This is a genomic window from Mycolicibacterium sp. HS_4_1 (assembly GCF_054515875.1).
In genome coordinates this window covers 5300823-5312726 of the sequence record NZ_CM137261.1, presented here as the reverse complement: position 1 = coordinate 5312726, position 11904 = coordinate 5300823, and the positions used below count along the sequence as shown (strand labels likewise).

At 65.5% G+C, this 11904-nt stretch carries 12 protein-coding genes; 8 read left to right on the top strand and 4 right to left on the bottom strand.

Annotation, left to right across the window (positions count from 1 at the left end; all coding sequences use genetic code 11):
- Positions 1–3 precede the first annotated feature (3 nt).
- Positions 4–312, bottom strand: coding sequence for a DUF2563 family protein (locus tag ACX12F_RS25760; RefSeq protein WP_459367098.1), 309 nt, complete (start codon positions 310–312; stop codon positions 4–6).
- An 89-nt stretch (positions 313–401) separates the two neighbouring features.
- A complete protein-coding gene (locus ACX12F_RS25755; protein ID WP_459367097.1) occupies positions 402–929 on the bottom strand; it encodes a hypothetical protein in 528 nt (175 codons plus the stop codon).
- Between the two features lie 97 nt (positions 930–1026).
- On the opposite strand from ACX12F_RS25755, the gene ACX12F_RS25750 reads away from it, so the two are divergent.
- Genes ACX12F_RS25750 through ACX12F_RS25740 form a run of 3 tightly spaced genes read left to right on the top strand, consistent with a single transcriptional unit; the run spans position 1027 to position 4231 of the window.
- The gene (locus tag ACX12F_RS25750; RefSeq protein ID WP_459367096.1) at positions 1027–1692 is read left to right on the top strand and encodes a response regulator transcription factor; all 666 of its coding nucleotides are present in this window, start codon (positions 1027–1029) and stop codon (positions 1690–1692) included.
- Entirely contained in the window at positions 1689–2711 is a 1023-nt protein-coding gene (locus tag ACX12F_RS25745) for a HAMP domain-containing sensor histidine kinase (RefSeq protein WP_459367095.1), read from the top strand. Before ACX12F_RS25750 ends, ACX12F_RS25745 begins: the two co-directional genes overlap by 4 nt.
- Positions 2708–4231, top strand: a complete 1524-nt coding sequence (locus ACX12F_RS25740) for a DUF4153 domain-containing protein (RefSeq protein WP_459367094.1) — start codon at positions 2708–2710, stop codon at positions 4229–4231. Before ACX12F_RS25745 ends, ACX12F_RS25740 begins: the two co-directional genes overlap by 4 nt.
- Positions 4232–4363: 132 nt before the next feature.
- Here the strand turns inward: ACX12F_RS25740 and ACX12F_RS25735 are convergent.
- Positions 4364–5634 (bottom strand): IS3 family transposase gene (locus ACX12F_RS25735; RefSeq protein ID WP_459367093.1). Its coding sequence is split into 2 segments (ribosomal slippage): positions 4364–5361 and positions 5361–5634, totalling 1272 coding nucleotides; the frame shifts between segments, so codons are not numbered across the junction.
- Between the two features lie 382 nt (positions 5635–6016).
- Here ACX12F_RS25735 and kstR2 point away from each other — a divergent pair.
- From kstR2 to ACX12F_RS25715, 4 genes are all read left to right on the top strand, one after another.
- Positions 6017–6637 (top strand): TetR family transcriptional regulator KstR2, encoded by a 621-nt coding sequence (gene kstR2, locus ACX12F_RS25730; protein ID WP_459367092.1) that lies wholly within the window; start codon positions 6017–6019, stop codon positions 6635–6637.
- A gap of 25 nt (positions 6638–6662) precedes the next feature.
- A complete protein-coding gene (gene fadA6, locus ACX12F_RS25725) occupies positions 6663–7817 on the top strand; it encodes a steroid 3-ketoacyl-CoA thiolase FadA6 (RefSeq protein ID WP_459367091.1) in 1155 nt (384 codons plus the stop codon).
- A gap of 97 nt (positions 7818–7914) precedes the next feature.
- On the top strand, positions 7915–8214 hold the full coding sequence (locus ACX12F_RS25720) for a hypothetical protein (protein ID WP_459367090.1): 300 nt from the start codon (positions 7915–7917) through the stop codon (positions 8212–8214).
- A 106-nt stretch (positions 8215–8320) separates the two neighbouring features.
- On the top strand, positions 8321–9283 hold the full coding sequence (locus tag ACX12F_RS25715; protein ID WP_459367089.1) for a cation diffusion facilitator family transporter: 963 nt from the start codon (positions 8321–8323) through the stop codon (positions 9281–9283).
- Here ACX12F_RS25715 and ACX12F_RS25710 read toward each other — a convergent pair.
- On the bottom strand, positions 9280–10176 hold the full coding sequence (locus ACX12F_RS25710) for a LysR family transcriptional regulator (protein WP_459367088.1): 897 nt from the start codon (positions 10174–10176) through the stop codon (positions 9280–9282). The genes ACX12F_RS25715 and ACX12F_RS25710 overlap by 4 nt on opposite strands.
- A 216-nt stretch (positions 10177–10392) precedes the next feature.
- On the opposite strand from ACX12F_RS25710, the gene ACX12F_RS25705 reads away from it, so the two are divergent.
- The gene (locus ACX12F_RS25705) at positions 10393–11649 is read left to right on the top strand and encodes an HNH endonuclease signature motif containing protein (protein ID WP_459367087.1); all 1257 of its coding nucleotides are present in this window, start codon (positions 10393–10395) and stop codon (positions 11647–11649) included.
- Positions 11650–11904: the final 255 nt, after the last annotated feature.

Here is an 11904-nt window from a genome sequence, read left to right as displayed (position 1 = left end):
GGGCTAGATCGAATCGGCTGCCGTATTGATCGAGCTTGCCCCCGCTGCATCCTGAACCTCAAAAATCGTTGCGGCTGAGTTGGTGCGTTCCGCCAGCGAATCCAGAACTGAACGGAAACCACTCAGCGTGGTCGTATGGGTTTCGTGGCAGTCGACGAGTGATCGGTGGAAGTCGTGGGCGTCATCGAAATCCCCGAAGATGCCCGCTGATATCGAGGCATCAGCAAAACGGCTCGCCCCTTCATGCGCGATAGCGCCGGCGCTCTGGGCGAAGGCTGCGCCCATCCGCAGCAGATCGGAATCAACGTACATCGGTCCCCCTGACCTGTCTATAGCCCCCTGACCTGTCTATAGACAGGTTACTGCCTCCTCGTGGGGTTATATGCGGAAGTTTGACGCGGTCATTGCAGCGTGAAGCCGTGTCGTTCGAGCGGGCGCAAGGGTGACGCGTCCGTGCCTTCCACGAGAAACAACCATGCCATTCCAGTCTCATCGGTGTGGGTCGCATATCGATACTTACCCTTGAGATGCGGTGTGTCGACGGCCAGATCAGTCGGCGTGGCGTAGACGGCGACGTATGTAGATGGTGATCCGGGCTGCCCCATACACATAGCCCACTCCTTGGCACGACTGAGCATCTCGCTGGTTTGGTGCAGGTTGATCACCGCCGGACCCCCGCATGCAGCAGTGATAAACACGAATGCCTTCTCGGATTCGAGCGGTGATGACGCCGACGCGACCGGCGATGACGGGGCGGCTGACGATGTGGTTGATGTCGACGACACCGACGTGGATGAGGCTGAAGTTGATGCTGCCGGAACCGCCTTCCCGCCCGTCTGCCCGCAGCCCGCAAGACCTGTGGCGACGGCCAAACCCAGCACAGCCAGCGACAATCTGGCAGCGGAACGCGGTACGCGACTTTCCTTCACGGCCACAATCCTAATTGGCGGCGGTCTCCGTGAGTGTCCACAGTTTCTTCACAATCACTGCCGGTAAGCCCCACAACCCGCGCTTACAGTCGAAAATGTGAAGCGAATCTTGGTGGTCGACGACGAGCCGACCATCCTGTCCTCGGTGGCGACGCGGCTGCGAGCCGAATCGTTCCAAGTGGAGACGGCTGTCGACGGGCCTTCGGCAGTGGCGGCAGCGGCTGCGACGCAGCCCGACGTGGTGGTGCTGGACGTCATGCTGCCGGGCTTCGACGGGCTGGAGGTGTGCCGCCGCATCCAGGCGGAGCGTCCGGTGCCGGTGCTCATGTTGACCGCGCGCACCGACGAGACCGACATGCTGATCGGCCTGGGGATCGGCGCCGACGACTACCTGACCAAACCGTTCAGCATGCGCGAGTTGGTGGCGCGGGTGCGGGTGTTGTTGCGTCGCGTGGAGCGGGCGGCCTCAGATCAGCCGCTGTCGGTGGGCGAGTACCGCGTCGATCTCGCCGAACGTCGCGTGCACCAGGGCGACGTCGAAATCCACCTCACCCGAATCGAATTCGACCTGCTGGCCTTCCTTGCCGGACGGCCCCGCGCCGCGGTGGCCCGAGAGACACTGCTGGAGCACGTCTGGGGCTGGGGGCCGGGAGCCGAGACGCGCACGGTCGACAGCCACGTGAAGGCGTTGCGCCGCAAGCTCGGTGCGGAGCTGATCCGGACAGTGCACGGGGTTGGCTATGCGCTCGAGGTGCCGCGATGAGCACCCTCGGGGAACTGTGGGACCGACTGCCCCGGCCGCTGGACCCGTTCGCGTCTTTCAAGGTGAAGATGGGGCTCCTGGTAGGCGGAGCAATCCTGTTGGCTTCCTTCACCTTCTGGATCGGCGCGAGTTGGCAGTTCCGGTACGCGTTGATGTCCGCACTGCTGACTTCGCTGCTGTTCACCCAGTTCATGGCGCACGGCATGACTTCCCCGCTGCGGCAGATGACGGCTGCGGCCCGCGCTATGGCCAAGGGTGACTACAGCATTCGGGTCCGTGCCACGTCGCGCGATGAAATCGGCCAGCTGGCAACGGCATTCAATCATATGGCAGCTGATCTCGGTGCCGCCGACGAGTACCGGCGTGGGCTGATCGGCAACGTGTCCCACGAACTGCGCACGCCCATCACCGCATTGCAGGCGGTCCTGGAGAACGTGGTGGACGGTGTGGTCGAGCCCGACGCGCCGACGATGCGGTTGGCGCTGTCGCAGACCGAGCGCCTCGGTGAGCTGGTAACGGATCTGCTGGACCTGTCCCGCCTTGAAGGTGGGGTAATCCCGTTGCAGATCAACCGGTTCGACGTTGACGCGTTTCTGCAGGCCGCCGTTGAGCACCTCTCGGTGTCCGCGGATGACGTGGCAGTGGTGGTTGAGGTATCACCGCCCGGGCTGACGGCTCTGGCTGACCCGGCACGGTTGCGGCAGGTTGTGGTCAACCTGGTGGACAACGCGATTCGGCACAGCCCGGCCGGCGGCAGCGTGGCGGTGCGGGCGACGCGCGATGCCACGGGCCTGTGGCTCGAGGTGGCCGACCAAGGTCCGGGCATCGCACCGGCCGAGCGCGAGCGGGTCTTCGAGCGTTTCACCCGCGGCGCGACCTCGGACGGCGGCACCGGTCTGGGCCTGGCGATCGCCCGCTGGGCAGTCGAGTTGCACGGCGGTGCCATCGACGTGGTGGAGACGAAGGTGGGGTGCCGCTTCAGAGTGAGCATCCCGGAATCAGAGAAGTGGTCCACATGACGATGCTGATGGGATATCCCGGGCCGCCGATGGTCCCGCCGCTGATCGGGCCGGCACTCCCCAGGCGCGGTGAGCCCGGTTGGACGATGTTGCCGCGGCGGGTGTGGCCCGTCAGCCCGCTGGCGGCAGCGCCGTATTGGGTCGTAGTGCTCGCGGTGCTGGCCGGTCTGCTCGGTACCGCGCTGTGGCGGCCGTCGTCGCTGAGCATCGGCTACGTGGTCGTTGGGGCAATGGTCTTCGCCGTCGTGTTCGGCACCGCCGAGCGTCGACCGACGCGCATCGAATGGGCCGGTATCTCACTGACATTGGCACTACTCGCGGTGCCCGCGCTGCTGGCGGCCGACTGGCTGGGCGTGCTGTGCATCATGGCGGCCTGGATCGTCGGGTGGTGCACGCTGTTCGGCGGGCGCACCTGGACCACGGTCGTGACCGGGCCGTTTCTGGCGTGGGCGCTGCCGGCCCGCGTGCTCGGTTGGACGCGGCGCGGATTGTCGGGTCGGGTAGGTATCGCCAACCCGGTTCGCGTTGCCGCCGTCGTTGGTCTCACCGTGGCGCTGACGCTGGTGTTCGGCGCGTTGTTCGCCTCCGCGGACGCGGCCTTCGCGCATCTGGTGGGGAAGCTGATGCCGCGCTTCGACGGTGTCGATGTCGTCGCCCGCATCGTGGTCTTCGGCATGGTGGCAGCGTTCGTCCTCGGCGGTGCCTACCTGACCCGGTTCGCGCCGCGGCTGGATGTCCTCGCGCCCAAGCCGATGAAGCCCGTGCCGCGCTGGGAGTGGGCCGTGCCGCTCGGCGTGCTCGACGCACTGTTCATCGCGTTCGTCGCGGTGCAGGCCGCGGTGTTGTTCGGCGGTCACACCCGTGTCCTGGAAACCGAGGGGCTGACCTACGCCGAGTACGCCCGGCAGGGTTTCTGGCAGTTGTTGTGGGTCTCGGCGCTGACGCTGTTGGTGCTGAGCGGGGTGATCCGGGTGGCGGGTCGTGTCACTGCCGGCGACCGTCGCGCGCTGCGGATACTGGCCGGAATCCTCTGTGCCACTTCGGTTGTCGTGGTTATTTCGGCGATCCATCGGATGTGGCTGTACCAGGAGGCCTACGGATTCAGCACCGACCGGTTGATGGTTATCACCATCGAACTCTGGTTGGGTGCGGTATTTCTCCTGGTCGCGGTGGCTGGGGTGCGAATGTCGGGGCGCTGGTTGCCGCATGCGGTGCTGACGGCCGGGGTCGTGGCGCTGCTGGGGCTGGCGGCACTCAATCCCGAGCGCCTCGTCGCCGATCGCAGCATTGACCGCTTCGAGCGGACCGGCCAACTCGATGCCGAGTACCTGTCCCGGCTGTCGTCGGACATCGATCCGGCGCTGCACCGGTTGCCCGAGCGCGTCCGCGCCTGCGTGCGATCCGACCACTCGCATGACGACCCGTGGTACGAGTTCAACCTGTCCCGATCGCACGCCGACAGGCCGGTGGGAACCGAACTGCCCGATTACTGCGATCAGTACTGGACCTACCGCGACTAGTGGGCAGTCGAAGGTGATGGGTGGGCGCACAGTCCTGACCGTGGATTGACTGTGCGCTGTGGCTGATTTCTTGCGAGTGGCGGTCTGCGAAGACGCACAGTCTGAATCGCCCCGAGTTTGGTGCACACCTGGTTATGGGTGTGCAGCCTCGGATTGGGCTGTCTTCGTAGCGTAGTAGATCTGCTCGTACTCGATCGGTGGGATGCGGCCCAGTCGGTGCATGAGCCGATGGGTGTTGTACCAGTGCACCCAGTCGGCGGTGAGCAGTTCGACGTCGGTCAGGCGGTGCAGGGGGCCACGCCGCAGCGGTGAGTCGTCGCGGACGGCCTCGGTCTTGTACAAGCCGATGGTGGTCTCGGCCAGGGCGTTGTCGAAGGCGTCCCCGACCGTTCCGATCGACGGCACCAATCCCGATAGCGACAAGGTCTCCCCGAACCGCACCGAGGTGTACTGCGACCCCGCATCTGAATGGTGAATTGTATTGCCCGTCAATGGGTTACCCTCACGGCGCCGTAGCTCGGCGGCGTGCTGGATCGCCCGGCGTACGAACCGGTCTTCCTTGCTCGCTGAGCAGGTCCAGCCAACGATCCGTCCGGCGTAGGCGTCGATGGCGAACGCGGTGTAGACGAACACCCCGCCGGCCAGCCGGACATAAGTGAAGTCGGCCACCAGCAGCATGTTAGGGGCCGGCACCCGGAATTGGCGGTCCACCAGATCCGGAGCGCGGTCGGCCGCCGGATCGGCGATGGTGGTGCGGACCTTCTTGCGCCGGCGCACACCCTGCCAGCCGTTGGCCTTCATCAGGCGCTCGACGGTGCAGCGGGCCACCGGGATGCCCTGGCGCTGTAGGTGCGCCCACATCTTCACCGCGCCATACAACGACTCGGGCTTGCGTCGGCCCGCCTCGTCAGGTTCGTAGTAGCCGGCCAACACCTCGGTGATGACGGTGTCCCACAAGGCCCGCGCCGACGGCGGTCGGGCCAGCCAGGCGTAGAAGGTTCTCGGGGCGATCTGGCAGCCATGCTCGGACAGCACGCGGCAGATCGGAGCGACCCCGAACCGAGCGCGATGCTCGGCGATGAACCCGCAAATCAGCGGTGTCGCGGGTCGCTCTCCCGCGCGAAGAAACTTGTTGCCGCCTTGAGGATTTCGATGGTTTCCTCAAGCTCACGGTTCTTACGTTTGAGTTCCCGCAACTCCCGTGCGGTATCGGACGGGACACCATCGCGGACCCCGGTATCGACCTCGGCCTGGTTGACCCACCGGCGCAGCGATTCGTAGGACACCCCCAACCGCTTGGCGACCGCGGTGATGCAGGCCGTGCGGGTTTCGTACTCCTCGGCATGGTCAGTGACCAGCCGCACCGCCCGGGCCTTGAACTCCTCGTCGTACTTCTTCGGCATGATGCGGACAACCTTCCCTCGAAAGAAGGTGTGCATCAAACTCGGGGCGATTCAGTCAATGGTGGCCCTGGATTGACTGTGCGCTGTGGCTGATTTCTTTCGAGTGGTGGTCTGCGGAAACGCACAGTCAACGGGGCGGAGGAACGGCAGCTCACGTCGGGCTGCGGGAACGCCCGCCGTACCCCTCCGGTTTGGCGATGAGGCGGCCGCCCGCCCCACCTCACCAGCCTAAGTGGCCACTGTTACCCAGCCGAACGTGAGCTTGTGTGCGAAAAATCTGCAATTCTTCGCACACAAGCTCACGTTCGACGAGAAAGAGCCAGTGGTGACAGTCACCACTCCACCGTCGACCTAACAAGCGCTTGGTTGCTATGCTGTGACGATGGCGCCCGAATCGCCCGGCCAACCCGCGAGCAGGCGCGACGAGCTTCTGGAGCTCGCCGCGGCGATGTTCGCTGAGCGCGGGCTGAAGGCAACCACAGTCCGCGACATCGCAGACTCCGCGGGAATCCTCTCCGGAAGTCTCTACCACCACTTCAAATCGAAGGAACAAATGGTGGAGGAGATCATGCGTGATTTCCTCGACTGGCTGTTCGAAAAGTACCGGCAGATCATCGACACCGAGTCCGATCCGATGGAACGGCTCAAGGGTCTGTTCATGGCCTCCTTCGACGCCATCGAGCACCGGCATGCCCAGGTTGTCATCTACCAGGACGAGGCGAAACGGCTGGGTTCGCTGCCGCAGTTCGATTTCGTCGATGAGCGCAATCGCGAGCAGCGCAAGATGTGGGTCGACATCCTCAACGAGGGTGTGGCGCAAGGAGCCTTCCGCCCCGACCTGGACTTCGATCTGGTCTACCGATTCATCCGCGACACCACCTGGGTATCTGTTCGTTGGTATCAGCCGGGCGGGCCGTTGACTGCGCGCGAGGTCGGTGAGCAGTACCTGGCCATTGTGCTCGGGGGCATCGCCGATCCCGCCAAAAGCATTGCGAACAAATAGATTTCTGAGAAAAAGGAGATGAGAAATGGCCGCATCTGAGGCGTACGTCATCGATGCCGTGCGCACCGCCGCCGGCAAGAAGGGTGGCGCCCTCGCCGGCTACCACCCGATCGACCTCGGTGTGGAGGCGTACCGCGGAATCTTCGCCCGCAACGACATCGACCCCGCCGCGTTCGACGATGTCATCGTCGGTTGCGTCGACGCCATCGGTGGGCAGGCCGGCAACATCGGCCGTCTGACCTGGCTGGCCGCCGGATACGACGAGGCCGTCCCCGGCACCACCGTCGACCGGCAGTGTGGTTCCTCACAGCAGGCCATTTCCTTTGGTGCGCAGGCGATCATGTCCGGCACCGCGGACCTGATCCTGGCTGCCGGTATCCAGAACATGAGCCAGATTCCGATCAGCTCGGCCATGATCGTCGGCGAGCAGTTCGGCTTCACCTCGCCGACCAACGAGTCGAAGCGCTGGGTGGAACGCTATGGCGACCAGGAGATTTCGCAGTTCCGCGGCGCCGAGATGATCGCCGAACAGTGGGACATCTCCCGCGAGGAGATGGAAGAGTTCGCTTTCAATAGCCACCAGCGCGCCTTCACCGCGATCCGTGAGGGCCGCTTCGACAACGAGATCATCCCCGTGGGTGACTTCAAGGTCGACGAGGGTCCGCGCGAGAGCACCATGGAGAAGCTGGCCTCGCTGAAGCCGCTGGTCGAGGGTGGCCGGCTGACCGCTGCCCTGGCGAGCCAGATCTCGGATGCTGCGTCAGCGACGCTGCTCGCCTCGGAGGCCGCGGTCAAGACGCATGGCCTCAAGCCACGCGCCCGCATCCACCACATCAGCTGCCGCGGCGACGACCCGGTGAAGATGCTGACCGGCCCCATCCCGGCGACCAAGTACGCGCTCGAGAAGACCGGGCTGAGCATCGACGACATCGACGTCATCGAGATCAACGAAGCGTTCGCGCCGGTTGTCCTGGCCTGGGCCAAGGACCTGAAGGCCGACCTGTCGAAGGTGAACCCGAACGGTGGCGGCATCGCGCTGGGCCACCCGCTCGGTGCCACCGGCGCCAAGCTGTTCGCCACCATGCTCAACGAGTTGGAGCGTACGGGCGGTCGCTACGGCCTGCAGACAATGTGTGAGGGCGGCGGCACCGCCAACGTCACCATCATCGAGCGCCTCTGACATCACGCAGACAAGAAACTGCCCCTTTCCCGCTGGGAGAGGGGCGGTTTTTGGCTTGCCGGGTTTACTGGTTCGAACCACCGGGCATTCGGCAATCATGTCGAAGTCCATCGTCGTCTTGGCCGTGGCCGCAGCTGCCCTCGGTGCCAGTGCCTGTTCGAGCGAATCGCCGCCACCGCCGACGTCCACCGTCAGCTCCACCTCGACGACGGTGACCTCGACGGAGATCATCCCGGGCGTTCCGGTAGGTCCGTCGACACCGCCGACGACGCCTTCGACGCGGGCCAGCACCAGCACCGTCACGGTTACGGTGCCGCCGTCCTCCGTGACGATCCCCAATCCGGTGCCGGTCGTCCCCGCCCCTCCTGGTGGGGGCGACATGGGGCCTGGTCGGTAGCGGAACTACCCAGGTCGGTGACCCGGGAGCCGCAGCCCGCGGCACCGGGACCGGACCGCATGGCGCAGCCCGGCGACAGGTACTGGCGGGCCCTAGTGTTGGCGGGATGAGTGGTTCGGGCGACGAGAGCTTCCTGACAGTCGTCGTCGCGCTCAGTGCCAACGCCCTCATCGCGGTGGCCAAGACTCTGGCCGCTGTGGTCACCGGCAGCGCCTCGATGCTCGCCGAGTCCGCGCATTCCTGGGCGGACGCCGGCAACGAGGTGTTTCTGCTGATCGGTACCCGCCAATCGGACAAGCCCGCAGATGCCCAACATCGACTGGGCTACGGCAGGGCCGGCTACATCTGGTCGATGTTTGCGGCCTTCGGGTTGTTCACCGTCGGTGCCGTGGTGTCGATCTGGCACGGCATCCAATCGCTGAACAGTGATGCCGAAGCCACGTCCTATGGCTGGGCCTACGCGGTGCTCGCAGTTTCCTTCGTCCTGGAAGGGTCGTCGTTTCTGCAGGCGTTGTCGCAGACCAAGTCTGGCGCGCTGGAGCGGCGGATCCATCCGCTGCGCTATATCCGCGTCACTTCGAACCCCATGCTCCGCGCGGTCTTCGCCGAGGACCTCTCGGCCCTCATCGGCATCGTGATCGCCACATGCGGCATCCTGGCGCACGAACTCACTGGGAACGCGGTCTGGGACGCCATCGGCTCGATCCTGGTCGGCCTCCTGCTCGGTGCCGTCGCGCTGTTCCTCATCGGGCGCAACATGGATTTCCTGACGGGGGAGAGCGTCACCCCGCTCGCACGCAACAATGTGCTGCTGGCGCTGCTCGACCACGAGGACATCGAACGGGTCAGCTATCTGCACATGGAATGGGTTGGCGCGAACCGGATCTATCTCGTCGCGGCCGTCGACCTCGTCGGCGACGCGGCCGAATCGAACGTCGCCGCGCGGCTCAACACCATCGCCGACGAATTGGCGGCGCGCCCCGAGATCGTGCGGGCTGTGCTGACCCTGACCCGGCCGGGTGACGCCACCGATCTGCGTCCCGTCGAACTGCCCGACTGGTATCGCTAGTCGGGGCTGATCGGCGTGCGGTGCGCGGTCGCAACCAACGCGCGCGCCAGCACCGAGCCTGGTTCGGCAGCGCCGGTGACCAGCGCGACCGTCGCCGTCACCTGAGGGTCTTCCAGCGGCGCCACCCGCACCCCGTCCGGCGGGCGCAACGAGTTCAGCCAGGTCTGCGGGATGATGCTCGCCCAGCGGCCACCGCTGACGTGGGCCAGCAGGGACACCACCGAGTCGGCTTCGAGCCGCGGTGTCGCGGTCAGACCGTGCGCGGCCAGCGCGTCGTCGAGCAGCTGCCGCCCGCGCATCCCCGTGTTCAACAGGCACAACGGAAGTTCCAGCGCGTCGTCCCAGGTGATCGGATTCGCCTGGCTGGCAAGCAATTCGGTGCCGACGATGAGGACCTGCCGCTCCTCGTACAGCGGCGTGACCGTCAAGCCCGTGGTATCGACGCCGTCGGGGTAGATGATTCCCGCGTCGAGTTCGAACCGGCGGATCCGCTCGACGATGCCCGCCGAACGCAGGCTGCTCTCCAATTGCACTCGTACCAAAGGATGTTCGAGGCAGAACGGATCGGTCAGCAGCGCCACGGTGCCGGACGCGGCTGGGATGACGCCGAGCCGCAGCTCGCCGGTGAGGCCCGTCTGCAGTGCGGCGACCTCGTGGATGAGCGCGTCATGATCGGCCAGAATCCGGCGAGCCCACAACACCAACCGTTCACCTTCGGGCGTCAGACCCTCATAGTTCTGTCCCCTCCGCACCAGCGGAACCTTGAGCTCGTTCTCGAGCTTGCGGATCGCCTCGGACAGCGCCGGCTGCGAGACGTAACAGGCCGCAGCCGCGCGCGCGAAGTGCTTCTCGCGGGCGAGCGCCACGAAGTATTCGAGCTGACGAAACAGCATGGACTATTCGACCACGGTTGATAGGCATTGCTTATCAGGCGCACGGAAATTGCCCTTGGACTCAGGCGTCGTTCGCCGAGTAGACCGTCCCATGACCGACCGGAGCGCGGAGCAGCGAGCCGGCATCGAGGGCCAAACGTCGATATCGTCCCGGTCTCGCGCCGGCCGCATCCTCAGCGTCGAAAAATTGTCGGACCCTTCTGTTTTGATGGTGTTATGTCCACCGCTGCAACATCTTTGGATGCTCCGGTGTCGCCGTGTGAGCGTCTCGAGGTGTTCTTCGCCGAGATCGGGGAGTTGACCGGTCAGCGCAACGCGATCGATGGCCGACTGGTGGAAATCGTGGCCGAGATCGACCGGGACGGGTTGTGGGGTGCCACCGGGGCGCGCTCGATCACGTCGCTGGTGGCGTGGAAAACCGGTGTGTCGCCGCGTCATGCGGAGGTCATGGTGGCGGTGGCGCACCGGATCGAGGAGTTCCCGCGCTGCGCCGAGGCGATGTGTGAGGGTCGGTTGTCGCTGGACCAGGTCGGTGTCGTGGCCGAACGCGCCGCCGAGGGTTCTGATGAGCACTATGCGCAGTTCGCGGAAAGCGCCACGGTTACCCAGCTGCGTAAAGCGGTGAGTCTGGAGCCGCGGCCGGACCCCGAGCCTGGGCCGCGGCCCGAGCCGCCGCGGTCGATCAGCAAGACCACGCACGATGACGGGTCCACGACCTACAAGATTCGCTTGCCGAAGCTGGAGGCCGCGAAGGTCGACGCGGCGCTGGCCTCGTATCAGGATGCGTTGGTGGCGGACTGGAAGCGCGACCACGAAGGCGTCGAGCCCAGCGAGCAGGTGCCGCCGTTCCCGAACGGTGTGGACGCGTTCATGAGCCTGGTCGAGGCTGGTTGGGACAGCGATGTGGCGCGCCGTCCGCATGGTCAGCACACCACCGTCGTAGTGCATGTGGATCTCGACCATGACAGTGCCGCGTTGCATTTGGGTTCGGTGCTCACCGATGAGGAACGACAACTGCTGCTGTGTGATGCGACCTGTGAGGTGTGGCTGGAGCGGCACGGTCAGCCGGTCGGCGCCGGGCGGACGACCCGCACCATCAGCCGCCGGTTGCGCCGGGCGTTGGAGCACCGCGATCGCTGCTGCCGCGTACCGGGGTGCGGGGCCACCCGAGGATTGCACGCGCATCACGTCATCCACTGGGAGGACGGCGGGGTCACCGAGCTGCACAATCTGGTGTTGGTGTGCCCGTATCACCACCGCCTGCATCACAGGGGCGGCATCACCATCACCGGACCCGCCGACCGACTGGTCGTCACCGACGCCGCGGGTCGACAGCTCAGCGGTGGATCACTCGCGCGACCACCCACCACAGCGCGACCTGATGTGCCGCCGTGCCCCGGGCCAACCGGGGAACGCGCCCAATGGTGGTGGTACCAACCCTTCCAACCACCACCCACACCGTCGACCAACTAGGCGGGCGCCAACAGAACTGGTGTCCCGGTCTCTACTCGCGGCTGCCCGACGACAGCATCGACACCGCGATGGCGGCGGTGACGCCGATGATGGTGTCGACACCGCGATCGGTCAGGAGCACAAGCGGTTTGGTGGTGCGTCATGAAGAGCTCGGTGGGAAACAGCAGTGCTATCACGCAGAGTGCCAGCACGTGCTCGCTGGGCTCCGCCGTCAAAGTGGAAATTCCGAGCAGGTGATCGGCAGCGCCTATCAGG